Source organism: Streptomyces sp. NPDC006691 (assembly GCF_042869955.1).
Lineage (GTDB): Bacteria > Actinomycetota > Actinomycetes > Streptomycetales > Streptomycetaceae > Streptomyces.
Genome location: NZ_JBIAGW010000008.1, coordinates 120,874 through 146,575, shown reverse-complemented (window position 1 = coordinate 146,575; position 25,702 = coordinate 120,874). Strand labels below are relative to the sequence as shown.

Below are 25,702 nucleotides of genomic sequence, written 5' to 3'. Positions count from 1 at the left end.
AGGTTTCCTTCAGCGGGCAGCCCCGAGGATCGGTCGGCGTGAGCCACCGCCGAATGAGCCGTCGAACGAGCCGCAGCCGAACCAGCAACCGCCGCCGGAAGCGTTCGAGCCCGGTACGCGTGGTGCGGGCGCTCGTCGCCTGCGCCGCCGTGCTGGTCCTGTGCGCGCTGGCCGGCGGCTGGTACCTGTACCGCGATCTGTCCGGCAGCATCGGCACCTCGCGGGCGCTCGGCGACGACGCGCCCAAGTCGGTGGGCGGCGACACCAACATCCTGTTGATGGGCCTGGACAGCCGCAAGGACCAGAACGGCGACGACCTGCCGCCCGAGGTCCTCGACAAGCTGCACGCGGGCAGTTCCGACATCGGCGGCTACAACACCAACACGCTGATCCTGCTGCACGTGCCGGGCGACGGCAGCCGGGCGAAGGCGTTCTCGGTCCCGCGGGACGATCTGGTCGACATCCCGGGCCACGGCCAGGACAAGATCAAGAAGGCGTACGGCCTGGAGAAGGCCCGGACCGAGGAGAAGCTGGCGGCCCAAGGCGTCCACGACAAGGGGGAGTTGGAGAAGGCGGGCCGCGAGGCGGGGCGCCGGGCCGAGATCGAGACCGTGCGCGACTTCCTGGGCGTACCCATCGACCACTTCGCCGAGGTCAACCTCGCCGGGTTCTACCACCTGGCCGACGCCCTGGACGGGGTGACGGTCTGCCTGAAGCACGCGGTGAAGGACAAGTACTCGGGCGCCGACTTCCCGGCCGGGAAGCAGACCCTGAACGGTCAGCAGTCGCTCGCCTTCGTGCGGCAGCGGCACGGGCTCCTCGGCGGTGACCTGGACCGCACCCGCCGTCAGCAGGCCTTCCTCGCCTCGGCGACGCAGAAGCTGTCCTCGGCCGGCACGTTCACCGACCCGGTCCGGCTGCTGCACCTGCTGAACACCGCCAAGCAGGACCTCGTCACCGACAAGGACTGGGATCTGCTGTCCTTCGTCAAGCAGGCCAGGAACCTGTCGGGCGGCAACGTGGAGTTCACGACGCTGCCGATCGAGAAGTTCGCGACGCACCGGGGCGAGGACGTCAACATCGTCGACCCGGCGAAGATCAAGCGGATCGTCGCGGACGCCCTCCACCCGGTGCGCTCGACCCCGCCCACCGCCCCCCAGGACTCACCGGCGCCGAGCCCGGGCAAGGACTCCCCGGCACCGAGCCCGAGCCATGCGTCCTCGGACCCGTCGACTCCGGTCATCGACGGCGGCGGCATCCCGTGCGTGGACTGACCCGGGGCGGGAGCGGGCCCGTCGCGGCCCGCCGCCGCCGCGCCGAGGCGCTGCTCCTGGCGCTCGTCGTCGCGGTGGCCACGTTCGGCCACGCTGCGGCCGCGATGACCATGACGGGTGAACTCCCGCGCGCCACCTACGAGTTCGCCGCGTGCATGACCCTGATCGCACTGGCCGGACATTTCACGGTGCGCCGGTACGCGGCCTACGCCGACCCGCTGATCCTGCCGCTGGCCCTGCTCCTGTCGGGCCTCGGTCTGGTGCTGCTGTACCGGCTCGACCCGACGTACGCGCACAAGTTCCATTCGGAGGCCACCGCGTCGGGGCAGCTCATCTGGACGGTGATCGGGTTCGCGGTCGCGCTCGCCGCGCTCGCCGTGCTGCGCGACCACCGCCGTCTCCAGCGGTACATCTACCTCTGCATGGCGGCGGCCCTCGTCCTCCTGATGGCCCCCGCCTTCTTCCCCGGCGACACCTACGGCGCCAAGCGCTGGATCTTCATCGGCTCGTTCTCGCTCCAGCCCGGAGAGTTCGTGAAGATCATGATCGCGGTGTTCTTCGCCGGTTATCTGGTCGTGCACAAGGACTCGCTCGCGCTGACCGGCCGCAAGGTGTTCGGGGTCCGGCTGCCGCCGGGCCGCCAGCTCGCGCCGATCCTGACGATCTGGGTGCTGAGCCTGCTCGTCCTGGTCTTCGAGCGCGACCTGGGAACTTCGCTGATCTTCTTCGGCCTGTTCGTGGTGATGCTGTACGTCGCCACGGAGCGGGCGGGGTGGATCCTGACCGGCCTGGTGATGGCGGCGATCGGGGCGTTCGTCGTCGGCTCGACCGAGCCGCACGTCAAGGGCCGGATCGTGGCCTGGCTGCACCCCTTCGACATCTATCTGCCGCCGGACCGCCGCCCGGCCGGCCTGATCTCGGACCAGGCGGCCCAGGCCCTGTTCAGCTTCGGCAGCGGCGGCATGACCGGCACCGGCCTCGGCCGCGGCCACCCCGAGCTCGTCGGGTTCGCCGGGCGCAGCGACTTCATCCTGACCACGGTCGGCGAGGAGATGGGCCTGGCCGGGGTGATGGCGGTCCTCGTCCTGTACGCCCTGCTCGTGCAGCGCGGCCTGCGGGCGGCACTCGGCGCGCACGACGGCTTCGGCAAGCTGCTCGCGACGGGGCTCGCGGCGGCGCTGGCGCTCCAGGTGTTCGTGGTGGCGGGCGGAGTGACCGGCCTCATCCCGCTCACCGGCAAGGCGCTGCCGTTCCTGGCGAAGGGGGGTTCGTCGCTGGTCGCGAACTGGGTGATGATCGCGGTGCTGATCCGGATCAGCGACAGCGGGGAGCGCGCCCGCGAGGCCGAACGGGCCTCCCCCCAGCCCGAGTCGAACCCGCCGACCCCCTCGGCCCGGCTGCGCCCCTGAGGGGCGCGAGGACCCGCGCGACCAGCCCCGCACGGTCCGCGGTCGAGGATCCCCACGCGTGAGGGCGGGTCGTGCTCCCGCCTGTGGGGTTTCGACCGCGGCTCGGTCCCGGCTGGTCGCGCGGTCCCCCGCGCCCCGGTAGGTGACCCGGCACCGAACGGCGACCCGGCACCGGCTACACGTAGTCCTCCAGGCGGGCCACGGCGTACCCCTTGTCCGTGATCACCTTCATCACCTGGCGGACCATGTCGGGCATGGTCCCGTTCCAGTCCTCGCGCCCGCGGAAGTGCGTGAGGATGATGTCCCCGGGGTGCAGGTCCTTGTCCCACTCGCGCCATTCCATGTGGTCCGTGAAGGCCTCCTCCGCCCACAGCGGCGCGGCCTGGACGCCACAGGACTGGGCGGCCTTGAGGGTGTCCTCGTTGTAGTTCCCGTACGGCGGCCGGAACAGCCGGGGCCGCTTGCCCGCCCACTGGCCGATCTTGTCCTGCTGGTCGCAGATCTCATGCCGCTGCTCCTCGTAGGAGAGCGCGGGCATGTACCGGTGGTTGAGCGTGTGGTTGTTGAGCGTGACGCCCAGACCCTGCATCTTCTTGAAGTACTCGTGGTCGTTCTTGACCAGGTAGTCGCTGAGGAACGCGCTGTACGGGATGCGCAGTTCCTGCATCATCTTCAGGAAGGTGGGGTCCTTCTCGGCACCGTCGTCGATCGTCAGGAAGACGATCTTGTCCTTGGTGGGGACGGTGGTGAAGACGGGCGGCAGCGAATCGCCGCCGTCCGTCTCGAACCCCGGCCGATTGGTGATCTTCGGCTTGACGGCGGGCGCCTCGGGCGGGAGCAGCGGCGGCTTGGCGAGCCCCCACTTCTTGACGGCCGCGAGCCGGGCGGTCTCGGCCTGCTTGAGCTGCTCGGAGTAGCCCGCGAGCGCTCCGGCGGGCCCCTTCTTGGCGGCCTGGGCGCCGGGGTGGCCGGCCTCGCCGCCCTCGGAGGCACAGCCGGAGGCGAGCAGCGCGGCGCCGAGCCCGAGCGCGAGACACGCGACTTTCGTCCTGGACTTTCCCTTTTGTCGTACTAGTTGCATGGCGCCGCATCCTGTCAGGCGCGGGGCCCGCCGCCCGTACGACACCGCCGCCACGGGCCCACCATCGCCCACCTGGCCCACAGCGGGGCGGCGACCGGGCGACAATGACGGGGTGAACGACCTCGACACCTTCTCCCTCCTGCTGACCGAAGAGGGCCGGGCCCTGCTCGCATCGCTGCGGGAGTACGACCCGTCCCAGGAGCTGGCGGTGGCCACCCGGCTGCGCCGCGAGCACGACGCGGACCTGGTGTCGGCGGCACTCGGCCAGGCACGGCTGCGGCAGCGGGCGGTGGCCAAGTTCGGCGCGGCCGACGCGCACCGGATGTTCTTCACGCCCAACGGCGTCGAGCAGTCGACCCGTGCCTCGGTCGCCACCCACCGCGCGAAGGCCTTCGCCGCGCGCGGCGTACGCGGCGTGGCGGACCTGTGCTGCGGCATCGGCGGCGACGCGCTGGCGCTCGCGCGGGCCGGGATTCCGGTCCTCGCCGTCGACCGCGACCCGCTGACGGCGGCGGTGGCCCGCGCCAACGCCGAGGCGCTGGGCCTCGCGGACCTGATCGAGGTGCGCTGCGCGGATGTGACCGAGATCGACACGGCACCGTACGACGCGGTGTTCGTGGACCCCGCGCGACGGGGAGGGCGGGGCCGCATCTTCGACCCCGAGGCCTACTCGCCGCCCCTGTCGTGGGCGGTCTCGGCCGCCCTGGCCGCCCCCTTCGCGGCGCTGAAGGTCGCCCCCGGCATCCCGCACGAGGCGCTGCCGCCGCAGGCGGAGGCGGAGTGGATCTCGGACGGGGGTGACGTGAAGGAGGCCGTGCTGTGGTTCGGCACCGGCGTCACCCCCGGCGCGGTCCGCGCCACGCTGCTGCCCGCGTCCGCCGAGCTGCGGACGGCCGAGCCGCTCGCCGCGCCGCCGGTGGGGCCGGTGGGGCGCTACCTGTACGAGCCGGACGGTGCGGTCATCCGGGCGCATCTGGTCGCCGAGATCGTGGAGCGGTGCGGGGGGCGGCTGATCGACGAGACGATCGCGTATGTGACGAGTGACGAGGTGTACGTGTCTCCGTACACCTCGGCGTACGAGATCACCGATGAACTCCCGTTCAACCTGAAGAAGTTGAAGGCGTTGCTGCGGGAGCGGGGGGTGGGGGTGCTCACGGTGAAGAAGCGGGGGTCGGCGGTGGAGCCGGAGGAGATCCGGCGCCGCGTGAAGCCGGCCGGGCCGAACTCGGCGACGGTCTTCCTGACCCGGGTGGCAGGCGCCCCGACCATGCTGGTCGGCCACCCGCTCTCCCCCGTCGCCGGGGCTCCGCCCCAGGCCCCGCTCGCGCCTTGAGGCCGCTCGTCCTCCATCTCCCCCAAGGCCATCTCCCCCAAGGCTTAAGGGCCAGGGGGACCCCCATGACGGGCTGCAGGTGCCCCAGTACCGAGGCCTTTAGGGGCGCGGGGAACCGCGCGACCCGCCGCGCACGGTCCGCAGCCGATGGACTCTCCCCCGGAGGGTCTGGGGAAGGGGCGGGGTGGGGAAACCACACACGAGCGACCCCGCACGGCGCGAGGCCGAAATCGGGTGCGGGGCCGAAATCGGGTGCGGGGCCGCGGGGAACCCCGCGAGGAAACCCGCACCCAGGCCTCCCTCACGCCAGGTCGGTCAGCTCGTCCGCGTAGACCTGGGAGAGGGGCTGAGGCCCCACGTACTGCTGGCAGTTGCACTGACCGGACTCGAACCGCAGCGGCTTCTTGCTCTCGTCCCACGCCACCGGCACCTCGACCCGCTCATGGCACTTGCCGGCCTTGTCGTGCTTGGCGAGGTGATGCGTGCATCCGCACACCGGCTCCGGCGGCTTGTGAGCCGCCTCCACCGCGAGGCGCTCCTGCTTCGCCGCCTCCAGCCGCTGCATCCTCCGCTCGTGCCGCGTCCTCAGCGCCGTCCGGGCGTTGTCTATCGCCCAGCCGAAGCCGCCCATCCAGAAAATGATCAGAATCCACCAGTACCAGGCCATGGCGACCGTCCTTCCCCCGAGATGTGACACCGCATCGCGCTGCGGCCACCTCAGGATAGGCGGGTCAGGGACCGCTGGACCCAGCGCCGGTGCGCGGCCGCCTTCACCACGCCGACGAGGCCGGTCAGCCAGCAGATCAGGCCGAGGCCCATGCCGTACACGACGAGCGCGTACGTGTCGCGGCCCGGCACGGCCGTCGCCGGCAGCACCAGGCAGACGGCGAGCCCACCCGCGCACAGCAGCACCGAGGGCACCAGCCAGGCCAGGCTGAGGCCGGGCTTGCGCAGATTGCGGTCGAGTATCGGGTCACGGTCCAACTCGCCCCACTGACGCAGGAGTTCCCGGATACGCCGGTCCTTGCGCAGGCCGAACCCGACGGCGATCCCGGTCGGGATCATCACGCCCAGACCGAGCAGCAGGAACACGCCCCCGACGATGGCGGTGAGGACATCGGTCAGCGAGGTGAGCGCGGTGCCGACCATGGACCAGCCCAGCGCGAAGAGCGCCGCCCACAGCCAGAGCAGCCCGAGCCGGGCCGCCCCCAAATGACCCTTGACCAGCACGTCGAGGGCCTGCGCACGGTCCGCGAGCAGCGCGTTGCGGTCGGGCCAGACACGTATCTCGGCCGGGGGCGGCGAGGGAGGGAGCGACGATCGGGGCGTCATGCGGCAGAGATTATCGGGGGTGTCCCTGCTTCCGGCGCCCACCCTGGTCCCCGCGCACGGCACTTGGCCGGTTTCGTGAGGCGGGAGCCGTCGTCGCTCCGGCCCCTGAGACTCCAACTGCCTTGGCCATTGGCCGAGTTCGAGGAAGTAAGCCGTCACGCGGTCCGGCCCGCCGCCGGCCGCCCGGCACGGCCACCCCGGCGATCTTCGTGCGGACCCCGCTCACGGTGCACTCTCCGCGCGAGCCCCATGTCCGCGCACCGGACAGGACGGGCGGCAGGTGTGAGGGGCCGGGCGGGTACTCAGCCGTCGAGACGCTCCGTCAGGCGCACGGTCACGGTGTCCCCCGCCTCCTTGCCGATCGCCTTGCGCACCTCCGCCTTCACGGGCAGCTTGTGCGTGCCGTCGCCCAGCGCCATGAACGAGCTGCGGAACGGATGGCCATCGACGGTGCCGCTCACCTTCACCAGCCCCCGGGTGCCGAAGTACGCGGCGGATCCGGGCCAGACGACATACGTCCAGCCGCCTTCGTGCGGGCTCTTCACCAGTTCGGCGGTGAACTCCCGGTCCATTCGTCGGGCCATGGTGTCACGCGTCCCGCAGGGCCTGGATATCGAGCTTCTTCATGCCCATGACCGCGGCCATGACCCGCTCGGACTTCTCCGCGTCCTGGCCGAGCAGTTCGGGCAGCTCGGTCGGCACGATCTGCCAGGACAGGCCGTACTTGTCCTTCAGCCAGCCGCACGGTCCCTCTTCGCCGCCCTCGGCAAGGTGTGTCCAGAACCGGTCGATCTCCTCCTGGTCCGAGCAGCCCACCGACAGCGAGATCGCCTCGCTGAAGGTGAACTGCGGGCCGCCGTTCAGGGCGGTGAACTTCTGGCCCGCCAGCTCGAACTCGACCGTCATCACCGAGCCGGTCTCGCCGGGCGAGGCGGCCGCGTAGTGGGTGACGGACCCGACGCGCGAGTCGCCGCCGAAGATGGACACGTAGTGGTTGGCCGCTTCCTCGGCCTGGCTGTCGAACCAGAGGAAGGGGGTGATCTTCTGCGTGATCTGCGCGGACATCGTCGGCCTCCTTGCCGTGCCGGGCCCCGTGCGGGCGGCATCGACAGGTAGACCGGGGTCCCGCGCGAAACTCATCGCGGTTACAGGACAGCACCGGGCCAGGTGCCCGGCAACATTTCCGGTGGCCGGGGCCGGGGCCCCGGCCGGCGTCCCCCGAGACTCTCGGCGGGACCTCGGCGGGACCCCGGCGGGGCCTCGGCGGGGGACTCAGCAGCGAGGGCCTCAGCCCTCGACGACCTCGCGCACCTCGGAGGTGACGTCCCAGCCGTCCTCGTGGACCTTCACGAAGCGGGTGGCCCACTCGATCGCCTCGGCCTTGTCCTTGGCCTGGATCATCGCGTAGCCGCCGACGACCTCCTTGGACTCCGTGAAGGGGCCGTCGGTGACCGTCAGCTCGCCGTTGTTCCAGCGCACCCGGGTGCCCTCGGCGGACGGGGTGAGCCCGGCGGTGTCGAGCAGCACCCCGGCCCTGGTCATCTCCTCGATGAGGTGGCCCATCCGCTCCATGAGCTCGGGGGTGACACCGCTCGCGGGGGTGTTGTTCTCGTCGATGCGGACCATCGTCAGGTAGCGCGGCATGGCCGTTCTCCGTTCTGTTCTGCGTGCTGTTCCACGCGGATTCCGCAGGCGTGGACTCCGTGCGGTGCGGGGGCTCTTCCCCGCCTCTCACCCTTGCGTCGAACGGGAGACGGCCGGATCGACACCGCCGGGAGAATCCGCCGAACTTTTTTCGGGAGCCTCGTTCCGGTCCGGTCCCGCACGGGCTCGCACGACCTCGTACGGGCGCCTCGCACCGCCCTCCCCCGGGCCTCAGCTCGTGAGGACGACGAGCCGCTGGGTCGCCCGGGTCATCGCGACATAGCGGTCGACGGCCCCCGCCACGCCCTCGCCGAACCGCTCCGGGTCGACGAGTACGACCAGATCGAATTCGAGCCCCTTGGACAGCTCCGGCGTCAGCGACCGTACGCGCGAGGTGCCCCGGAACCCGGGGGCGCCGATCACGCACGCGATCCCGTCGTCGTGCCCGTCGAGCCAGGTGTGCAGGACCGTGTCGAGTTCGGCGGAGGAGCCGTGGACGACGGGGACGCCGGCGCTGCGGATGGACGTGGGTACGTTGGCGTCGGGCAGCGCGGCCCGGATGACCGGCTCGGCCTCCGCCATCACCTCTTCCGGGGTGCGGTAGTTGATGCTGAGCGAGGCCACCTCGACCCGGTCGAGCCCGATCCGCTCCAGGCGTTCGCGCCACGACTCGGTGAACCCGTGCCGTGCCTGGGCGCGGTCACCGACGATGGTGAAGCTCCGGGACGGGCAGCGCAGCAGCAGCATCTGCCACTCCGCGTCCGTCAGTTCCTGCGCCTCGTCGACGACGATGTGCGCGAACGGGCCCGCCAGCAGGTCCGGCTCGGCGGTGGGCAGGGCGCTGTCGTCGATCAGGGTGTCCTGGAGGTCCTTGCCGCGCAGCATCCGCAGCGCGCCCTCGCTCTCGTCCCCGGCCGACTGGAAGTTGGACGCCGAGATGATCTCGTCGATGACCCCGGACATCCGCTCCCGCTCGGCGGCGACCACCGCCTCGTGCCGCCGCCTGCGCCGCTCCGCCTCCGGGTCGCCGAGCCGCTGCCGGGCCGCGTCCAGGAGCGGCAGGTCGGACACCGTCCAGGCCTGCGCGTCCGGGCGCCGCAGTCGGCGCACGTCGTCGGGGCCCAGCCAGGGCGCGCACATCCGCAGGTAGGCCGGGACCGACCACAGGTCCCCGACCACGTCGGCCGCTTCGAGCAGCGGCCACGCGCTGTTGAGTGCCTCCGCGAGGTCCCGGTCCCGGAGCAGTGCCGTGCGGAACTCCGCGGGCGGGACGTCGTCGCCGTCGTACTGGTCGAGCAGGATCGTGACCAGTGCCTCCCGGACCAGTTCGCGCCCCTCGTTGTGCGGGGTGCCGGGTCCGGGGGCCGCGAAGGCCTCGGCCCAGTCGTCGGCGGTGAGCCGGACGTCGGCCCAGGGCGTGGTGACGGTCATGGCGGCGGTGGGCGGCTCCTCGTAGAAGGCGACGGCCTTCTCGATGGCCGCCACCATGTCGGCGGACGCCTTGAGGCGGGCCACTTCCGGGTCGCCCTCCTCCTTGGCGTCGGCCCCCTCGGTGACGAGGTCGCGCAGGACGCAGGTCTGCACGCCCTCCTCGCCGAGGCTGGGCAGCACATCGGCGACGTAGTCCAGGTAGGGGCGGTGCGGCCCGACGAAGAGGACGCCGCCGCGCCGGTGGCCCAGGCGCGGGTCGGAGTAGAGCAGGTAGGCCGAGCGGTGCAGGGCGACCACGGTCTTGCCGGTGCCGGGGCCGCCGTCGACGACGAGCGCGCCGCGCGAACCGGCCCGGATGATGGCGTCCTGGTCGGCCTGGATGGTGGACAGGACGTCGCGCATCCGGGCCGAGCGGTTGGTACCGAGGCTGGCGATGAACGCGGACTGGTCGTCGAGGGCCGCGTGTCCTTCGAGGCCGTCGGCGCTGAAGACCTCGTCCCAGTAGTCGCTGATCCGGCCCGCCGTCCAGCGGTAGCGGCGGCGGCTCGTGAGGCCCATCGGGCCGGCATGGGTGGCCGCGAAGAACGGCTCGGCCGCGGGCGAGCGCCAGTCGACCAGGAGCCTGCGGCCCTCGCTGTCGGTGAGCCCGAGCCGGCCGATGTACAGGGGCTCGGCATCGTCGGCGGCGACGATGCGCCCGAGGCACAGGTCGAGGCCGAAGCGGCGCAGGGTGCGCAGCCGGCCGGTCAGCTGGTGGACCTCGATGTCCCGGTCCATGGCGGCCCGGCCGATGCCGCCGGGCGACCGGCGCAGCTCGTCGAGCCGGCCGGAGAGTTCGGTGATCGTTTGGTCGAGGGTGCGGGCGATGGCGGCGAAGTGCCGCTCGTCGCCCCCGATCAGCGCCGGATCGGCCTTGGCGGCAAGGCGGTCGGGAAGGTCGAACGCGCTGGAGGATCCAGGAACCGACAACTGCACACGCACTTCGTGAATCTCCCAATTCCGCAGGTACTGGCCCGAGGCCAGTGATTCTGCGGCACGATGGGGGCCTTGCCGCAAGCCCCCCAGTGCGCTATATCTTGATAGTGGCGAGGAGAGTACGAACTCCTCGCCTTCTCTGTTTTCGGCGCCTTCCCTCTTTCGGCGCCTTCCCGCTTTCGGTCGCGCGTCTTCCTAGACGTAGTCCTCCAGGCGGGCCACCGTGAAGCCCTGCTCCTGTATGTGGCGGAGCATGTTCGCGGTCATCTCCGTCATGGACGTGCCCTTGAGTTCCTTGGGGCCGCGGAAGTGCGCGAGGATGATGTCGCCGGGGTGCAGCTTCTTGTCGCCGCGCTGGTACTGCATGTTGGATATCTGCATCGACTCGCGCCACAACACCATCGCCTGGACGTCGCAGGACTTGGCGGCCACGCGGGTGTTCTCGTTCCAGTTGCCGTACGGAGGCCGGAAGAGCCGGGGCGCCTTGCCGTACTCCTTGCCCAGTTTCTTCTCCTGGGTGCATATCTCGTTCTTCTGCGCGGCCTCGCCGAGCGTGCGCAGATTGGGGTGCGAGAGCGTGTGGTTCTCTATGGAGTTCCCGAGCTCTTGCAGCGGCTTGAAGTAGCCGTAATCACTGCGAATGATGTCGTCGGTCAGGAACATCGTGAACGGGATCTTCAGGTCCCGCATCATCTCGACGAACTGGGGATCCTTCTCCGCCCCGTCGTCGAAGGTCACGAAGACGATCTTTTCCTTGGTGGGAATGTCGCTCACCACCGGCACCTCGCCGGGCTTGCCGTGCACCGGCTTCTCGGCGGGCGGCGCGGGCGGTGCGGCGAACGGCTTGAGACCCCACTTGCGGTACGCGGCCTCGGTGGCGGCCGCGCCATCGCCCGGGGACGCCTTCGAGGGCGTACCGCTCGCCTTGCCGGACGGGGCGGACGCGGAGGGGGCGCTGCCCGGTCCGCCGCCGGACGAGCACCCCGCGACCATCAGCAGACCGAAGAGGGCCGCACCGACCGCCTTCTTGCGCACGAGCCAACCCATGTCCAAATACCGCCCGTTTCTGTCATCAGCTACTCCTAGCTTGATGCCATAAACGGTCACAGGGTTGCCTGAAGCGATCAGACGGCGGTCCGATACCGGCCAGGAGGGCTCAGGCGTCCGGCGTCCCGACCGACTCGAAGCGCCAGCGGTGCACCGGCCGGGCCACCAACTCCCCCTCAGGATCCGGGAGTTCGGGCAGCTCGGCCTCGTAGGGCGCGTCCCACCAGGTGATGACCAGGACCCGGTCGCCGGGCGCGCGGAGGATCTCGCGGCGCAGCGGCGAACCGGCCACCGGATGCTCACGGACCCAGTCCAGCAGCTCGGCACCCCGGCCCTCGGCGGCCCGGGCCTCCCACATCAGGGCGACGGTCATGAGTACAGGTTCTTCTTGCTGACCTCGTGCACATGGTCATGATCGTGACCGTGCACAGGGGCGTGCGCCACGCCCGGTACGTGCGGCTCGGTCACCGGCAGCGAGGAGTCCGCCGAGAGCTCCAGGTCCGAGGCGGGCCGGTTCCTGGCCACCATCTCCGCGCCGAGGGCCGCGACCATCGCGCCGTTGTCCGTGCACAGTCCGGGCCGCGGCACCCGCAGCCGGATCCCGGCCCGCTCGCAGCGCTCCTGGGCGAGCGCGCGCAGCCGCGAGTTGGCGGCCACGCCGCCGCCGATCATCAGGTGGTCGACGCCCTCGTCCTTGCAGGCCCGTACCGCCTTGCGGGTCAGCACGTCCGCCACGGCCTCCTGGAAGGACGCGGCCACGTCCCGCACCGGAACCTCCTCGCCCGCGTTGCGCTTGGCTTCGATCCAACGGGCCACGGCGGTCTTCAGGCCGGAGAAGGAGAAGTCGTACGCCGGGTCGCGCGGGCCGGTCAGGCCGCGCGGGAAGGCGATCGCCTTCGGGTCGCCCTCCTTGGCGAGGCGGTCGATGACCGGGCCGCCGGGAAAGCCCAGGTTGAGCACCCGGGCGATCTTGTCGAAGGCCTCGCCCGCGGCGTCGTCGATGGTGGCGCCCATCGGGCGGACGTCGGCGGTGATGTCGGGCGCGAGCAGCAGCGAGGAGTGGCCGCCGGACACCAGCAGCGCCATCGTCGGCTCGGGCAGCGGCCCGTGCTCCAGCTGGTCGACGCAGATGTGCGAGGCGAGGTGGTTGACCCCGTACAGCGGCTTGTTCAGGGCGTACGCATACGCCTTGGCGGCCGAGACGCCGACGAGCAGCGCGCCCGCGAGCCCGGGCCCGGCGGTGACCGCGATGCCGTCGAGGTCCCGCGCGGAGATCCCGGCGGTCTTCAGGGCGCGCTCGATGGTCGGGACCATCGCTTCGAGGTGGGCGCGCGAGGCGATCTCGGGGACCACGCCACCGAACCGGGCGTGGGTGTCCACGCTGGAGGCCACGGCGTCGGCGAGCAGGGTCGTACCGCGCACGATGCCGACGCCGGTCTCGTCGCAGGAGGTCTCGATGCCCAGTACGAGCGGTTCGTCAGCCATCAGTCAGTCTCTTCTGTTCCTTGGACGTATTCCTGGACGGTCAGTCGCATCACGAGCGCGTCCACGTTGCCCGGCTGGTAGTAGCCGCGGCGGAAGCCGATGGGCTCGAAGCCGAAGCGCTCGTAGAGCTTCTGGGCCCGGGTGTTGTCCACGCGCACTTCGAGCAGGACCTCGTCGCACTCGAAGGCGGTGGCGTGCTTGAGCAGATCGGTCAGGAGGCGGGCGCCGAGCCCGGTGCCCCACTGGTCGCGGGCGGCGGCGATGGTCTGGACGTCCGCGAGGTCGCCCGCGGCGGCGAGCCCGGCGTACCCGACCAGCCGCCCCCGCGCGTCCTCGGCGACCACATAGCGGCGGGTGGCGCCCGGCCCGCGCGCGTGGGCGAGCTCGGACCAGAACATCCCCGCCGACCAGGCGTCCTCGGGGAACAGCTCGTGTTCGAGGTCGAGCACGGGCGCGATGTCCCACCAGCGCATCTCGCGCAGCACGGCCTCCGTCACTTGGGTGTGACCACCTTGTAGTTCTTGGGCACCTGCGCGTCCGGGCGGCGCAGGTACAGCGGTGTCGGCGGCAGGAACTCCGAGCCCGCGGCGAGCTTCTCGGCGGCCAGCGCGGCGAGCGCGCCCGCCGACTGGTGCTCGGGACCGCGCGCCTCGGGGAACGCCTCCGGGTACAGCACCGCGCCCTGGCCGACGACCGGCAGCCCGCTCAGCTCCTCGGCGATGTCGCCGGGCCGGTCGACGGAGGGCTCGCCCGCGCGGGTGCGGAAGTCGTCGTAGCGGGCCCAGTAGACCTCCTTGCGGCGGGCGTCCGTGGCGACCACGAAGGGGCCCTCGATGCCGGAGGCGTAGGCGAGTCCGTCCAGGGTGCACAGGCCGTGCACGGGCACGCCGAGCACCGAGCCGAACGTCGCGGCGGTGACGAGGCCGACGCGGAGGCCGGTGTAGGGGCCGGGGCCGACGCCGACGACCAGGTCCGTCACGGCGTCGAGGGCCAGGCCGGCCTCGGCGAGTACCCGGTCGACGGCGGGCAGCAGCAGTTCCCCGTGCCGGCGGGCGTCGACCTGGCGCGCCTCGGCGACGACGGAGGTCCCGTCGTGCAGGGCGACGGTGACGGCAGGGGTGGCGGTATCAACGGCGAGCAGGAGCACGCGAACAGCCTACGACCAAGCCGACGGGGGCACGGCGTCCCGCCCGAGCCGTCACCTGCTGCTACCGTCAGCCGCAGGTATGACCGTAGGCATGCATGTACGTACGAAAGGGGAAGCCCAGGTGGCACGGAGCAGCACGGGATTCGTGGCCGGGATCACCGCCGCCGCTCTCGCGGTGGTCGGCTTCCTCGCCTACCAGGCCTCGGCGAGCGCGCCTCCGGCCGCGGATCTCGCGGCCCCGGGCACCAGCGCCTCCCCGTCGGCGAAGCCGTCGAACCTGCCCCCCGCGGGCTCCCCCGCCAGCAAGCCGGACCTCACGGTGCCGGAGAACTCGGGCACCGGGGTCCGGGTCGTCTACGCGCTCGGCGCGAAGCGGGTGTGGCTGGTGGGCGTGGCCAAGACGCCGAAGACCTTCGCGGTCGTGCCGTCCGCGATCAACCCGAAGCCGGGCACGTACGTGGTGCTCTCGCGGACCGGCAACAAGATCACCGGCTCGGACGGGGTCGCCATCGACCACGTCGTGCGGTTCGCCAGCAACGAGAACGTGGCGATCGGCTTCAGCTCTGCGGTCGACGGCTCGATGACGATCCCGAAGACGGGCAAGAAGGCCGGCGGCATCCGCATGACGCGGGCGGACGGTGACGCGATGTGGACGTTCGCGACCCGCAACTCCAAGGTCGTCGTCGTTCCGTAGCCGGGCGGCCCGGAAGCCGTCGCGATCGCCGTCCCGCGGCGGCCCGACGCGCGCGGGCGCGGGCGCGGCACCGACCATCACCCGATAGGACGACGCGGCTACGCGGCGTCCTGGTGTGCTTCACCTTCGTCGGCCTTCGGCGCGCTCTCGCGCGGCGGCGTCGACACGGCGCTGGCCGCCGCGCAGGAGGCGAGCAGATCGTGTATCGACACCCCGAGCTGCACCGTGACGCCCCGCGGGGCCGACGGCTTCGCTTCGCGTTCCGGCACGGTCATGGCGGCCTCCTGGGGCTGCGGAAGAAGGCGCGGTTAGGCAGACCTAACCAGGTCTCTTCCTCCATGTGACCATGCCTGGTGCGACCAACGCAACATTTTGCCGACGTCTTGTCGGAACGTACGGCTCGCTCGGGCCGCGCCCCGGCCCGGCCCTCAGAGCGCCTCGACTCCCGCGTCGCTCCAGCGCGACCCGATTCCGGTGATCGTCACCGTCCTGCGGTCGTCGTCGGTCTCGCCCACGACGCGGTCGATGAGCACCTGCAACCGGTCGTCGGACAGGTCCTCGACCTTGCCCTCGCCCCATTCGACGACCACCACGGACTCGGGCAGCGACACGTCGAGGTCGAGGTCCTCCATCTCGTCGAGGCCGCCGCCGAGCCGGTAGGCGTCCACGTGCACCAGCGCCGGGCCGCCGGTGAGCGAGGGGTGCACCCGGGCGATGACGAAGGTGGGGGACGTCACGGCGCCGCGCACACCGAGGCCCTCGCCGAGGCCGCGGGTGAGGGTCGTCTTTCCGGCGCCGAGCTCCCCGGTGAGCATCACGAGGTCGCCGGGACGGAGCAGTTTGGCGATGCGGCGCCCCAACTCCTGCATTTCGGAAGGGGAGTTGAGGGTGAGGCTGGTGCCGGCGTCAGCGGCCGGGCTGGTGTGCGGTGCTTCCATACGTCCCAACGTTAGCGGCCTGCGGCACCGCGCCGACCCGGGCCAGCAGGTCGGCCAGGCGGTCGGTGACCGTCTCGGGGTGCTCCAGCATCACCAGGTGGCCGCCGTCCGGCACGATGACCAGCTCCGCGTCGGGCAGCAGATCGGCGATGGCCTCGCTGTGCGAGCTGGGCGTGACCAGGTCGCGGTCGCCGGCCAGGACCAGGACGGGGACCTCCGCGAAGATCGCGAGGGCCGCCGTCTTGTCGTGCTCGGAGAAGGCCGGATAGAACTCGGCGACCACGTCGATGGGGGTGCTCTCGATCATCCGCTCGGCGAACCGGGCCACCGCCGGGTCGACGTCCTTCGAGGAGAACGAGTAACGCTTGATCATCCCCGCGAACAGGTCGGCCGTCGCCCGCCGCCCCCGCTCCACCAGCTCCGCCTGCGAGCCGAGCGCCTTGAGCACGCCCGGAAGGACCCGGCGCACCGCGTTGACCCCGGCCACCGGCAGCCCGTAGTTGACCTCGCCCAGCTTGCCCGAGGACGTGCCGACGAAGGCGACGCCGACCACCCGGTCCCGGATCAGCTCGGGGTACTGCTCGGCCAGGGCCATGATCGTCATGCCGCCCATGGAGTGGCCGACCAGGACCAGCGGACCCTCGGGCGCGGCCGCGTCGATGACGGCCTTCAGGTCCCGGCCCAGCTGGTCGATGTCGACGGGCAGGCCCTCGCGCTGGGCCGTGCCGCGGTCCGAGCGGCCGTGGCTGCGCTGGTCCCAGTGGACCGTGCGCAGCACCCCGCGCAGGGCCGCGCGCTGGAAGTGCCAGGAGTCCTGGTTGAGGCAGTAGCCGTGCGAGAACACCACGGTGACCGGGGCCGGCACCTTGCGCCCGAAGAGCCTGCGCTTGCGCGGTCCGTTGGCGCCCGCCTCGGGCTCGACCTCGTCGGTCTCGTAGTACAGGACGGTCCCGTCGTCGGCGGCCGCCTTGCCCGGCATGCCCCGCAGCGCCCCGTACGGCCCGGACGCGTCCAGGGCCAGGCGGGCCTTCCTGCGCATGCCGCGCCCGACGGTGAGCCGCTCTATGGCGACGCCCGCCGCCGCACCCGCCGCGACCACGCCTATCGCGGCGCCCGCGATGGACGCCAGGCGCCAGTTGCCGACCGCCGACCGGGCGTCCTGCACCGCGGATACGACGGCGTCCCCCGTGCTGGTCTCGCTCACCGTGCCGCTCCGCTCTTATTCGTCGTCGCCGGAACACTCGTTCACGTCTGCGGACCCTCGGCCGCGGCCCGCTCGTTCACATAGACGCGCGGTACCCGCGAACCGATGCGCGTCACGATCTCGTACGCGATCGTGTCGGCCGCCCGCGCCCAGTCCTCGGCCGTCGGCTCCCCGCCGTCGCCCGGACCGAACAGCACGGCCCGCGCGCCCGGCTCGACCGTGTCCCCCTCAAGGTCGACCACGAACTGATCCATCGCAATGCGGCCCGCCGCGGTACGCACTTTCCCGCCCACCAGAACCGGACCGCGCCCCGAGGCGTGCCGCGGGATGCCGTCGGCGTAGCCGAGCGGGACCAGGGCGAGGGTGGTCTCGTCCGCCGTGACGTAGTGATGCCCGTAACTGACGCCGTGACCCGCCGGAACCTGCTTGCTGAGCGCGACCGAGGCCGACAGCGTCATGACCGGCCGCAGGCCGAGCTCGCGCGAGGTGCCGAGCTCGGGTGACGGCGAGACGCCGTACATGGCGATGCCGGTGCGTACGAGGTCGTAGTGGGACTCGGGGAGGGTGAGCGTGGCCGGGGAGTTGGCGATGTGCCGCACCTCGGGGGTGACGCCCGCCTTCTCGGCGTACGCGGTCATCTCCTGGAACACCGAGAGCTGGGCCGTGATCGAGGGGTGCCCGGGTTCGTCGGCGCAGGCCAGGTGCGACCACAGGCCGGTGACGTTCACCTCGGGGGCGGCGAGTGCCGCGTGCACCAGCTCCGGCCAGTCGGCGGGCTGGCAGCCGTTGCGGCCGAGGCCGGTGTCGGCCTTGAGCTGGATCCTGGCCGTCCGTCCGGCCGCGCGGGCCGCGTCGGCCACCTCCCGCAGGGCCCACATGCCGCTCACCGAGACATCGATGTCCGCCTCGATCGCCTCGCGCCAGGGGCCGCCCGGCGTCCACAGCCAGCACAGCATCGGGGCCCCGATGCCGGCCGCGCGCAGGGTGAGCGCCTCGTGCGGGGTGGCGGTGCCGAGCCAGCCGGCGCCCGCCTCCAGTGCCGCCCTCGCGCACGCCAACGCGCCGTGCCCGTACGCGTCCGACTTCACCACGGCCATGAGCTGCGCGCCGGGCGACTGAGCGCGCAGCGTCCGCACGTTGGCGCGCAGCGCGCCGAGGTCGATCTCGGCGCGGGCGCGTCCGGCGGGGTTCTGAGTCATCGCGGTCATCGCCCCAAGTCTCTCAGAGCGCACGGGCGGCCGGATTGTGCCGCGGGCCACACCCGGTGTCAGGTGCCGTCCCCGGGTGTCTGGTGCCGTCCCCCGGTGTCAGGTGCCGTCGCGGTGCCCCCACACGTAGACGAGGTCCTTGTTGCGCAGCACGTCCCAGAGCCTGCGCGCGTCGGTCAGGCTGAGGTTGACGCAGCCCTGGCTGCCGACCGAGGTGTACACGCTGTGGTAGATCGCGTGGAAGGCCTGGCCGCCGTCGAAGAACTGGGCATAGGGCATGGCCTGGTGGTAGATCGACGACACGTGGTTCTTGTGCCGCCAGTAGATCTTGTGCCAGCCGCCCCGGGTGGGCAGTGAGGCCCGTCCGCTGCGGATCGGCACCGGGCCGAACGTCACCTTGCTGCCGGTCTGCACCCACATCAGCTGGCGCGTCAGGTCGACGCACGCCACCCGCTGCTTCCTGACCGGGCACTTGTGGGCGGCGTTGGGGTTCTTGCGGGCGGACAGGAACTGCATCCGCGACCAGGTGACCGGTCCCGCGAAGCCGATGGTGGGCGAAATCCCCTGCTGCTGCTGGAACTTGCGGATCGCCGCGCAGTCGGCGGCGGACTGCCGGCCGTCCACCTTGAGCCGCAGCCAGCGCTCGACCTGCCGCTGGTAGGGCCCGGTCTTGGTGGTGCAGCTGCCGGGCTTGGCGGTGACCTCGCTCTGCGGCACGTACTCGATGAGCCGGTACGCGTCCTCCGGCGCCGCGGCCGGCTCGGCCCGGTCCTCGGTGGCCCCGGGCTCGTACACGAGCGGCGGCAGCACCTGGTCCGGGGTGTCGAGCGGCGTCTCGGGTGCCGCTGACGCCACCCCGGGCACCAGGGTCTCGGCGGAGGCGCCGCTGTCCGGTGCGGGCGGGGCGGGCGGCGCGGGGGCGGCGGGCCGGGGCGGCGGGGGTGGTGCGTCGCCGCTGCCGGGCGCGGCCGCGCCGAGCGCGAGCGCGGCCGCGAGCACCAGCCCGCAAGCTCCCCACCTCTGGCGTTTATGACGCTTTTGTCCTTGGCTCATGCCCCCAGCGAACCCCGGACCCCGGGCAAGTCACGGAAGCCGCGCGGCGCATGTCACCCGGGAGCGGGCGGGGTGGGCCCGGACCCCTGCTCGGCGTCGGCCCCCGAGGGGCCCGGGCTACCGCTCGGCCGAGGCGCCCGCGATGTCGCGCCAGGCCTCCGGGAGCGCCTCGGCCACCGCGTACGCCGAGGTCGGGGCGCCCTGGGCGGCGTGCCGGCCGGCCAGGCCGTGCAGGTAGGCGGCCGCCGACGCCGCGTCCCGTGCGGGCAGGCCGGTCGCGAGCAGCGAGCCCGCCAGGCCGGACAGGACGTCACCGCTGCCCGCCGTGGCCAGCCACGGGGTGCCGGTCGCGTTGACCCGGACCGGGCCCTCGGCATCCGCGATCAGCGTGGTCGAGCCCTTGAGGAGCACCGTCGCGCCGAACCGCGCGGCGAGTTCGCGCACCGAGGCGAGCCGCTCGGCCTCGACCTGCGCGCGCGGGACCCCGAGCAGGGCCGCCGCCTCGCCCGCGTGCGGGGTGAGCAGCGTGGCGGCCGGGCGGGCCCGTACGGCGTCGGGGTCCAGGCCGCGCAGGCCGTCCGCGTCCACCAGGACCGGCACGTCGGAGGCGAGCACCTCGGCCACGCCCGGCCCCTCGCCGAGGCCCGGGCCGACCACCCAGGCCTGGACCCGGCCGGCCTGGTCGGGCGAGCCGTCCGACACGAGGGTCTCGGGGAAGCGGGCGATCACGGCGTCCCCGCCGGGGCCGACGTACCGCACGGCCCCGGCGCCGCCGCGCAGCGCGCCCGCGACCGCGAGGACGGCCGCGCCCGGGTACCGGCCGGAGCCCGCGACGACCCCGACGACGCCCCTTCGGTACTTGTCGCTCTCGGCGGCCGGGGCGGGCAACAGGTCGGCCACGTCGGTGTGTTGGAGCGCCTCGACGGCCGGTACGGAGGGCAGGTCGAGGCCGATCGGGACGAGGTGCACCACGCCCGCGTACTCCTGGGCGGGGTCGATGAGCAGGCCCGGCTTGTACGCGCCGAACGTGACGGTGACGTCCGCGCGCAGCGCCTCGCCCGCGACCTCGCCGGTGTCCGCGTCCACGCCGCTCGGCAGGTCGACGGCGACGACCAGCGCGTTCGAGCCCCGGGCGGCGCGGGCCAGGGGCACGGCGTCGGGGCGGAGCCCGCCGTGGCCGCCGATGCCGGTGATGCCGTCCAGTACGAGATCGGCGACGGCCAGTACCTCGAAGGGGTCGTCGGCTACGCGGCCGCCGGCGCGGGTGAACGCGGCGAGGCCCTCCGGGTGGGCGCGGTCGGGGGCGAGCAGCACCGCGCCGACTTTGGCGCCCCTGCGGGCCAGGCGGGCACCGGCGTACAGCGCGTCGCCGCCGTTGTCGCCGCTGCCGACGAGGAGGACGACGCGGGCGCCGTACACGCGGCCGAGCAGCCCCGCGCAAGTCGCGGCGAGTCCTGCGGCGGCGCGCTGCATCAGCGCGCCCGGGGGGACCTTGGCCATGAGCTCGCGCTCGGCGGTGCGGACGGTGGTGACGTCATACCCAGTACGCATGCGCCCACTCTCCCCCGAGACGCCCGCCCCCGGCCACCGGGGCCTCCCCCTGGGGGTTTGCCCGCCCTCCCGCCCGTTGCCCGGGGTTGGTTGGTTCCGGGCCTCCTGGGGCTCCGCCCCAGACCCCGGGCATCTTTGCCCACCCACCCGCCCGTGCGGCCGGGCTGAATGGTCCGGGCCCCTGGGGCTGCGCCCCAGACCCCCTTTTGAGGGGCTGCGCCCCTCGAACCCCCACAGGGGGCTCCGCCCCCTGCACCCCGTTCGCGCCTAAAGGGCGCTCGTCCTCAAACTCCCCCAAGGCCTTAAGGGCCAGGGGGGACCCCCATGACGGGCTGAAATGCCCGATGCGGGCCAGCGCCGAGGCCCTTAGGGGCGCGGGGAACTGCGCGAGAAGCGGGCACGGTCCGCAGACCGAAACGGGGTTGAGGGGCGCGGGGAACTGCGCAAGAAGCGGACACGGCCCGCACCCGAAAGAGGGTTGGGGGCGCGGGGAACTGCGCAAGAAGCGGACACGGCCCGCACCCGAAAGAGGGTTGGGGGCGCGGGGAACTGCGCGAGCAACCACGCACGGTCTGCAAGCCGAGCCAGGGGCCCCGGGGCGCAGCCCCGGAAAGTCGTCCGCACCCCCTCCCCACCCCCGGAGGGTTGCGGGAAGGGGCGGGGAGGGGCAACAACCCCGGCCCGCGGCGGAGCCCCAGCGCACCCTCCCGCCGCCGCGGAGCGACCCGGCAGCCGCGAAGGTCAGCCCTCCGCGGGCACCGGCGGTGGTGATCGCGAAGGTCAGCCCTCGGCGATCACCACCGCCGACGCCACCCCCGCATCATGGCTGAGCGAAACATGCCACTGCCGAACCCCGAGCTCAGCCGCCCGCGCCGCGACGGAGCCCCGGACGCGGAGCCGGGGCTGACCGCTCCCCTCCACGTACACCTCCGCATCCGTCCACAGCAGCCCTCCCGGCGCCCCCAGCGCCTTCGCGAGGGCCTCCTTCGCGGCGAAGCGGGCGGCGAGCGAGGCGTCACCGCGGCGCTCGCCGCTGGGGAGCATCAACTCGCTTTCCACGAACAGCCGTTGGAGCATCCCGGGCGTCCGCGCGATGGACGCCCCGAACCGTTCGATCTCGGCCACGTCGATGCCGACCCCGATGATCACTTGACCCCGCCCTCCCTCACTCGCTCACTCGCTCTCACTCACTCACTCACTCACTCACTCACTCACTCACTCACTCACGATCAGTCATGCACGCACGATCAGTCATGCACGCACGCACGCGCTCACTCCACCGTCACGGACTTGGCCAGATTCCGCGGCTGGTCGACCTCGTTGCCCCGGGCCGTCGCCAGCTCGCACGCGAAGACCTGGAGCGGCACGGTGGCCACCAGCGGCTGGAGCAGCGTGGGCGTGGCCGGGATGCGGACGAGGTGGTCGGCGTACGGCACCACCGCCTCGTCGCCCTCCTCGGCGATCACGATCGTGCGCGCCCCGCGGGCCCGGATCTCCTGGATGTTGGACACGATCTTGTCGTGCAGCACGGACCGCCCGCGCGGGGACGGCACGACGACCACGACCGGCAGGTCCTGCTCGATCAGGGCGATCGGCCCGTGCTTCAGCTCCCCCGCCGCGAACCCCTCGGCGTGCATGTACGCCAGCTCCTTGAGCTTGAGCGCGCCTTCGAGGGCGACGGGGTAGCCGACGTGCCGGCCGAGGAAGAGCACCGTGTTCTTGTGAGCGAGCGAGCGCGCCAACTCCCGTACGGGCTCCATGGTTTCGAGGACGCGGTCGACCTCGCGGGAGATCTCGGCGAGGTCGTGCACGACGGCCCGGATCTCGTCGCCCCACTTGGTGCCGCGCACCTGGCCGAGGTACAGCGCGACGAGATAGCAGGCCACCAGCTGGGTCAGGAACGCCTTCGTCGAGGCGACGGCGACCTCGGGGCCGGCGTGCGTGTAGAGGACCGCGTCCGACTCGCGCGGGATCGTCGAGCCGTTGGTGTTGCAGATCGCGAGCACCTTCGCGCCCTGCTCGCGGGCGTGCCGCAGCGCCATCAGGGTGTCCATGGTCTCGCCGGACTGCGAGATGGCGATGACGAGGGTGCGCTGGTCAAGGATCGGGTCCCGGTAGCGGAACTCGCTGGCCAGCTCCGTCTCGCAGGGGATGCGCGTCCAGTGCTCGATCGCCAGCTTCGCGATCATGCCCGCGTGATACGCGGTGCCGCAGGCCACGACGACGACCTTGTCGATCTCGCGCAGCACCTTGTGCGGGATGCGCAGCTCGTCCAGGGTCAGCGAGCCGGCCCCGTCGATCCGCCCGAGCAGCGTGTCCGCGACGGCCTTGGGCTGCTCGGCGATCTCCTTGAGCATGAAGTAGTCGTAGCCGCCCTTCTCGGCGGCCGAGGCGTCCCAGTCGACGTGGTACGCCCGGGTCTCGGCCGGCGCCCCGTCGAAGTCGGTGACGGTGACCCCGTCCCGGCGCAGCTCGACGACCTGGTCCTGGCCCAGTTCGATCGCGGAGCGGGTGTGCGCGATGAACGCGGCGACGTCGGAGGCGAGGAAGGACTCCCCCTCGCCGACGCCCACCACGAGCGGCGAGTTGCGCCGCGCGCCCACCACGACGTCCGGCTCGTCGGCGTGCACGGCCACCAGCGTGAACGCGCCCTCCAGGCGCCGGCACACCTGGCGCATGGCCTCGGCCAGGTCCTCGGCGGAGGAGTAGCACTCGGCCAGGAGGTGCGAGACGACCTCGGTGTCCGTCTCCGAGGCCAGCTCGTGGCCGCGTTCGGCCAGCTCGGCGCGGAGCGCGGCGAAGTTCTCGATGATCCCGTTGTGCACGACCGCGACCCGCCCCGCGTTGTCCAGGTGCGGGTGCGCGTTCTCATCGGTCGGCCCGCCGTGCGTGGCCCACCGGGTGTGCCCGATGCCGGTGGCCCCGGCGGGCAGCGGCGCCTCCACGAGCGCCTTCTCCAGATTGACCAGCTTGCCGGCCTTCTTCGCCGCGGCGAGCCCGCCGTCCGCGAGGACCGCGACGCCCGCCGAGTCGTACCCGCGGTACTCCAGCCGCTTCAGCCCGGCGACCACGACGTCGAGCGCCGACTGTCCGCCCACATAACCCACGATTCCGCACATAAAAACCCCTTCGTGGCCGCCCGACCGGCGACTCAAGGTGTCACTTACCGCCCCTGGCACCCGCTGGGGAGTCCGGGGGAGTTCAGCTCCCACCGCCCCCCGCAACGGGCGCTTCGAGACCACGGGTGCCCGAGTCCGGCCTCGGGTGCGGCTGGCTGCGCTCGCGCCTGACGTCCGGGTCCTCGTGACCGAGCCACCTTGCCACGAGAACCGACGACTCCAGCGCTTCGTGCGCTGTCTGACCGCGGGTGTGGCGCACCTGCTCATCCATCGCCGGGCATGCGGACCACCCGCGTCCCCGCAGGCGGGCGCGGCCCCGCCGATCCTTCACACGGTGCGGCGCGTGAAGGATCGGCGGGGCCGCGCACGGAACAGGCGCGCAACGCCGTAGAACACGGGCAGGGAGGGCTGGGCCGACGCGCCCCTCCACGCTCTGCCCGCCCGCGTCCCGCACGGCCCCCGTCACTCCAGCCGCAGTCCGGACTCCGCCTCGTGCCCCTGGTACGCCTTCGGGATCCAGAGCTTCTCGCCGCCGATCTCCACCTGCGCGTACGCACCCGAGAAGGGCCCGACCCGGGTCTCCTTGGGCAACCGCGCCATGACCCGTGTCGACCTGGTCGGCCTGAACCGCCCGCAGCCGAGCACGACCACGGCCCGATCGGTCCGCACGATCACGCGCCGGCTCATGAACGCCATCACCACGAGCCCAGCGAGGCCCCCGCCGACCAGGCCGCCCACACCCACCAGATATTGCCCGGCGATCATCACGACGAAGCAGAGCGCCGCCCCCGCCGGCGGATACAGACCGCCCGACGCGAGATACACCCGCCGCACGGCTTCCCCCGGCTCCAGGAAACCCTGGACACCCCTGATCGCCTTTTCTGCCGCTCTCACAAAAATCCCTCCCCTGTTGAAATAAATGTTGCGCGGTAACGCACCCGCGCCGGTGGATTCGGCGGGGGGCTGCTGGTGGCCCTGCTGAACGCGTAGACGCGCTGCTGAACTATCTCCCTACGCGAAGTCCCTCACATGCCAGGAATTCAAGGAAGCCGATGGCCGCAAATTGCACTTGACCATCCTCGTGGTCCCAGAGATCGACCTGGTTTGCGCAGCGGCCTTCGATGACCGAGAAGCCCCACCAGTCACCTGTACCAACCGGGGCCACAGCGATAAAGTCGCCATGCTTGAACTCGGATGCATTCACCCTTCTCAGGTCATCCTCTTGATCATCAGAAGCAGCAACTGGCAGAAGGTCGAGGAAGAGGAAAATTCCTCCTCCGTGACGCTTCATGAACTCCCTGCACTCGCCAGGGAGCTGCACCCCGAGAGCTTCCTCTACCTCCAGCAGTTCGACTTCGGAAGTCGCTCGCGACTCGAAGACGTCAAAGCCTTCAGGACTGCTCAGACCGGCGCGTTTCGCACGGGCAGCAGACAGGTGGGCTTCAAACTCTTCAGACTCCACGATCTCACCTAACCGATCATCCGGGCCAGTTGTCGAACCAATGTTCCGGGCTGTACGCCCCCCAGCCTTACTCCTGCGACCTATACCACCAGTGGAGCTGGGTATCTTCTCTCCGCATCTCCTTCGTGACACCTTGGTTATGCGGATTCCGATGCAGGTCCGTTCCGACCCCGCGGTGGACATTTTGATCTAGCACATGGATCGGAGCCCCGGGCATCTGATCGGCATGGCGAATTTCGATTCGGTCACCAAGCCGATTTGGGCGCAGCCCAAGCGAGCCGCGAATGATGTCGGAACGAGTCCAAGCTCCCGAAT

26 protein-coding genes are annotated in these 25,702 nt (G+C 71.8%); 4 read left to right on the top strand and 22 right to left on the bottom strand.

Annotated features, from left to right (window positions below):
• Positions 1–38 precede the first annotated feature (38 nt).
• Both ACFYNP_RS19920 and ACFYNP_RS19915 read left to right on the top strand, forming a co-directional pair.
• Positions 39–1,274 (top strand): LCP family protein, encoded by a 1,236-nt coding sequence (locus ACFYNP_RS19920; RefSeq protein ID WP_388786798.1) that lies wholly within the window; start codon positions 39–41, stop codon positions 1,272–1,274.
• Positions 1,262–2,683, top strand: a complete 1,422-nt coding sequence (locus ACFYNP_RS19915) for an FtsW/RodA/SpoVE family cell cycle protein (RefSeq protein WP_388786795.1) — start codon at positions 1,262–1,264, stop codon at positions 2,681–2,683. The genes ACFYNP_RS19920 and ACFYNP_RS19915 overlap by 13 nt, the downstream gene beginning before the upstream one ends.
• A 175-nt stretch (positions 2,684–2,858) precedes the next feature.
• Here the strand turns inward: ACFYNP_RS19915 and ACFYNP_RS19910 are convergent, their stop codons facing one another.
• Positions 2,859–3,764 carry a polysaccharide deacetylase family protein gene (locus tag ACFYNP_RS19910; RefSeq protein WP_388786792.1) on the bottom strand — a complete coding sequence of 302 codons (906 nt, stop codon included), beginning with the start codon at positions 3,762–3,764 and terminating at the stop codon, positions 2,859–2,861.
• Between ACFYNP_RS19910 and ACFYNP_RS19905 the strand changes: the two genes are divergently transcribed.
• Entirely contained in the window at positions 3,763–5,097 is a 1,335-nt protein-coding gene (locus ACFYNP_RS19905) for a methyltransferase domain-containing protein (RefSeq protein ID WP_388786789.1), read from the top strand. The genes ACFYNP_RS19910 and ACFYNP_RS19905 overlap by 2 nt on opposite strands.
• Positions 5,098–5,398: 301 nt before the next feature.
• On the opposite strand, the gene ACFYNP_RS19900 is transcribed toward ACFYNP_RS19905, so the two are convergent.
• The 11 genes from ACFYNP_RS19900 to tsaB form a co-directional block, all read right to left on the bottom strand.
• Complete coding sequence (locus ACFYNP_RS19900) at positions 5,399–5,764, bottom strand: hypothetical protein (RefSeq protein WP_388786787.1); 366 nt, start codon at positions 5,762–5,764, stop codon at positions 5,399–5,401.
• A gap of 50 nt (positions 5,765–5,814) precedes the next feature.
• A complete protein-coding gene (locus tag ACFYNP_RS19895; RefSeq protein WP_388405681.1) occupies positions 5,815–6,429 on the bottom strand; it encodes a hypothetical protein in 615 nt (204 codons plus the stop codon).
• A gap of 302 nt (positions 6,430–6,731) precedes the next feature.
• Positions 6,732–7,001, bottom strand: coding sequence for a DUF1905 domain-containing protein (locus tag ACFYNP_RS19890; protein ID WP_388406961.1), 270 nt, complete (start codon positions 6,999–7,001; stop codon positions 6,732–6,734).
• A 16-nt stretch (positions 7,002–7,017) separates the two neighbouring features.
• Positions 7,018–7,494, bottom strand: a complete 477-nt coding sequence (locus ACFYNP_RS19885) for a VOC family protein (protein ID WP_388786784.1) — start codon at positions 7,492–7,494, stop codon at positions 7,018–7,020.
• A gap of 222 nt (positions 7,495–7,716) precedes the next feature.
• Positions 7,717–8,073, bottom strand: coding sequence for a YciI family protein (locus tag ACFYNP_RS19880; RefSeq protein WP_388405675.1), 357 nt, complete (start codon positions 8,071–8,073; stop codon positions 7,717–7,719).
• Between the two features lie 231 nt (positions 8,074–8,304).
• A complete protein-coding gene (helR, locus tag ACFYNP_RS19875) occupies positions 8,305–10,485 on the bottom strand; it encodes an RNA polymerase recycling motor ATPase HelR (protein WP_388786781.1) in 2,181 nt (726 codons plus the stop codon).
• A 189-nt stretch (positions 10,486–10,674) separates the two neighbouring features.
• Positions 10,675–11,526: a polysaccharide deacetylase family protein gene (locus ACFYNP_RS19870; RefSeq protein WP_388786778.1), complete on the bottom strand. Its 852-nt coding sequence runs from the start codon at positions 11,524–11,526 to the stop codon at positions 10,675–10,677.
• A gap of 109 nt (positions 11,527–11,635) precedes the next feature.
• Positions 11,636–11,899, bottom strand: a complete 264-nt coding sequence (locus ACFYNP_RS19865; RefSeq protein WP_388786776.1) for a hypothetical protein — start codon at positions 11,897–11,899, stop codon at positions 11,636–11,638.
• On the bottom strand, positions 11,896–13,014 hold the full coding sequence (tsaD, locus tag ACFYNP_RS19860) for a tRNA (adenosine(37)-N6)-threonylcarbamoyltransferase complex transferase subunit TsaD (RefSeq protein WP_388787020.1): 1,119 nt from the start codon (positions 13,012–13,014) through the stop codon (positions 11,896–11,898). Before tsaD ends, ACFYNP_RS19865 begins: the two co-directional genes overlap by 4 nt.
• Entirely contained in the window at positions 13,011–13,484 is a 474-nt protein-coding gene (gene rimI, locus ACFYNP_RS19855; RefSeq protein WP_382588869.1) for a ribosomal protein S18-alanine N-acetyltransferase, read from the bottom strand. Before rimI ends, tsaD begins: the two co-directional genes overlap by 4 nt.
• 20 nt (positions 13,485–13,504) lie before the next feature.
• Positions 13,505–14,158, bottom strand: coding sequence for a tRNA (adenosine(37)-N6)-threonylcarbamoyltransferase complex dimerization subunit type 1 TsaB (gene tsaB / locus ACFYNP_RS19850; RefSeq protein ID WP_100578147.1), 654 nt, complete (start codon positions 14,156–14,158; stop codon positions 13,505–13,507).
• 145 nt (positions 14,159–14,303) lie between these two features.
• Here tsaB and ACFYNP_RS19845 point away from each other — a divergent pair, with 145 nt between their 5' ends.
• Positions 14,304–14,852 carry a hypothetical protein gene (locus tag ACFYNP_RS19845; protein ID WP_388406956.1) on the top strand — a complete coding sequence of 183 codons (549 nt, stop codon included), beginning with the start codon at positions 14,304–14,306 and terminating at the stop codon, positions 14,850–14,852.
• A gap of 98 nt (positions 14,853–14,950) precedes the next feature.
• Here the strand turns inward: ACFYNP_RS19845 and ACFYNP_RS19840 are convergent, their stop codons facing one another.
• The 10 genes from ACFYNP_RS19840 to ACFYNP_RS19795 all read right to left on the bottom strand — a co-directional run bounded on the left by ACFYNP_RS19840 (position 14,951) and on the right by ACFYNP_RS19795 (position 25,387).
• Positions 14,951–15,127, bottom strand: coding sequence for a hypothetical protein (locus ACFYNP_RS19840; protein WP_388786773.1), 177 nt, complete (start codon positions 15,125–15,127; stop codon positions 14,951–14,953).
• 153 nt (positions 15,128–15,280) lie between these two features.
• Positions 15,281–15,790, bottom strand: a complete 510-nt coding sequence (gene tsaE, locus ACFYNP_RS19835) for a tRNA (adenosine(37)-N6)-threonylcarbamoyltransferase complex ATPase subunit type 1 TsaE (protein ID WP_388405659.1) — start codon at positions 15,788–15,790, stop codon at positions 15,281–15,283.
• The gene (locus ACFYNP_RS19830; RefSeq protein ID WP_388405656.1) at positions 15,759–16,994 is read right to left on the bottom strand and encodes an alpha/beta fold hydrolase; all 1,236 of its coding nucleotides are present in this window, start codon (positions 16,992–16,994) and stop codon (positions 15,759–15,761) included. Before ACFYNP_RS19830 ends, tsaE begins: the two co-directional genes overlap by 32 nt.
• Positions 16,995–17,035: 41 nt before the next feature.
• Complete coding sequence (gene alr, locus ACFYNP_RS19825) at positions 17,036–18,193, bottom strand: alanine racemase (RefSeq protein WP_388787018.1); 1,158 nt, start codon at positions 18,191–18,193, stop codon at positions 17,036–17,038.
• Positions 18,194–18,301: 108 nt separating this feature from the next.
• On the bottom strand, positions 18,302–19,204 hold the full coding sequence (locus ACFYNP_RS19820) for a L,D-transpeptidase family protein (RefSeq protein ID WP_388787015.1): 903 nt from the start codon (positions 19,202–19,204) through the stop codon (positions 18,302–18,304).
• A gap of 168 nt (positions 19,205–19,372) precedes the next feature.
• The gene (locus ACFYNP_RS19815) at positions 19,373–20,806 is read right to left on the bottom strand and encodes an NAD(P)H-hydrate dehydratase (protein WP_388786771.1); all 1,434 of its coding nucleotides are present in this window, start codon (positions 20,804–20,806) and stop codon (positions 19,373–19,375) included.
• 780 nt (positions 20,807–21,586) lie between these two features.
• Positions 21,587–21,955 (bottom strand): holo-ACP synthase, encoded by a 369-nt coding sequence (locus ACFYNP_RS19810; RefSeq protein WP_388405650.1) that lies wholly within the window; start codon positions 21,953–21,955, stop codon positions 21,587–21,589.
• Positions 21,956–22,077: 122 nt separating this feature from the next.
• Complete coding sequence (gene glmS, locus ACFYNP_RS19805) at positions 22,078–23,925, bottom strand: glutamine--fructose-6-phosphate transaminase (isomerizing) (protein WP_388405647.1); 1,848 nt, start codon at positions 23,923–23,925, stop codon at positions 22,078–22,080.
• A 462-nt stretch (positions 23,926–24,387) separates the two neighbouring features.
• Entirely contained in the window at positions 24,388–24,819 is a 432-nt protein-coding gene (locus ACFYNP_RS19800) for a hypothetical protein (protein WP_388786768.1), read from the bottom strand.
• Positions 24,820–24,928: 109 nt separating this feature from the next.
• Positions 24,929–25,387: an SMI1/KNR4 family protein gene (locus tag ACFYNP_RS19795; protein WP_388786765.1), complete on the bottom strand. Its 459-nt coding sequence runs from the start codon at positions 25,385–25,387 to the stop codon at positions 24,929–24,931.
• Positions 25,388–25,702: the final 315 nt, after the last annotated feature.

Coding starts and splice junctions, on each gene's coding strand:
- ACFYNP_RS19900 (WP_388786787.1), bottom strand. CDS start 5,764: ATGGCCTGGTACTGGTGGATTCTGATCATTTTCTGGATGGGCGGCTTC.
- ACFYNP_RS19880 (WP_388405675.1), bottom strand. CDS start 8,073: ATGCCGCGCTACCTGACGATGGTCCGCATCGACGAGAACAACACCCCC.
- ACFYNP_RS19905 (WP_388786789.1), top strand. CDS start 3,763: ATGGCGCCGCATCCTGTCAGGCGCGGGGCCCGCCGCCCGTACGACACC.
- ACFYNP_RS19895 (WP_388405681.1), bottom strand. CDS start 6,429: ATGACGCCCCGATCGTCGCTCCCTCCCTCGCCGCCCCCGGCCGAGATA.
- ACFYNP_RS19890 (WP_388406961.1), bottom strand. CDS start 7,001: ATGGACCGGGAGTTCACCGCCGAACTGGTGAAGAGCCCGCACGAAGGC.
- glmS (WP_388405647.1), bottom strand. CDS start 23,925: ATGTGCGGAATCGTGGGTTATGTGGGCGGACAGTCGGCGCTCGACGTC.
- ACFYNP_RS19840 (WP_388786773.1), bottom strand. CDS start 15,127: ATGACCGTGCCGGAACGCGAAGCGAAGCCGTCGGCCCCGCGGGGCGTC.
- tsaE (WP_388405659.1), bottom strand. CDS start 15,790: ATGGAAGCACCGCACACCAGCCCGGCCGCTGACGCCGGCACCAGCCTC.
- ACFYNP_RS19815 (WP_388786771.1), bottom strand. CDS start 20,806: ATGCGTACTGGGTATGACGTCACCACCGTCCGCACCGCCGAGCGCGAG.
- ACFYNP_RS19910 (WP_388786792.1), bottom strand. CDS start 3,764: ATGCAACTAGTACGACAAAAGGGAAAGTCCAGGACGAAAGTCGCGTGT.
- ACFYNP_RS19885 (WP_388786784.1), bottom strand. CDS start 7,494: ATGTCCGCGCAGATCACGCAGAAGATCACCCCCTTCCTCTGGTTCGAC.
- ACFYNP_RS19870 (WP_388786778.1), bottom strand. CDS start 11,526: ATGGGTTGGCTCGTGCGCAAGAAGGCGGTCGGTGCGGCCCTCTTCGGT.
- alr (WP_388787018.1), bottom strand. CDS start 18,193: ATGACTCAGAACCCCGCCGGACGCGCCCGCGCCGAGATCGACCTCGGC.
- ACFYNP_RS19865 (WP_388786776.1), bottom strand. CDS start 11,899: ATGACCGTCGCCCTGATGTGGGAGGCCCGGGCCGCCGAGGGCCGGGGT.
- rimI (WP_382588869.1), bottom strand. CDS start 13,484: ATGCGCTGGTGGGACATCGCGCCCGTGCTCGACCTCGAACACGAGCTG.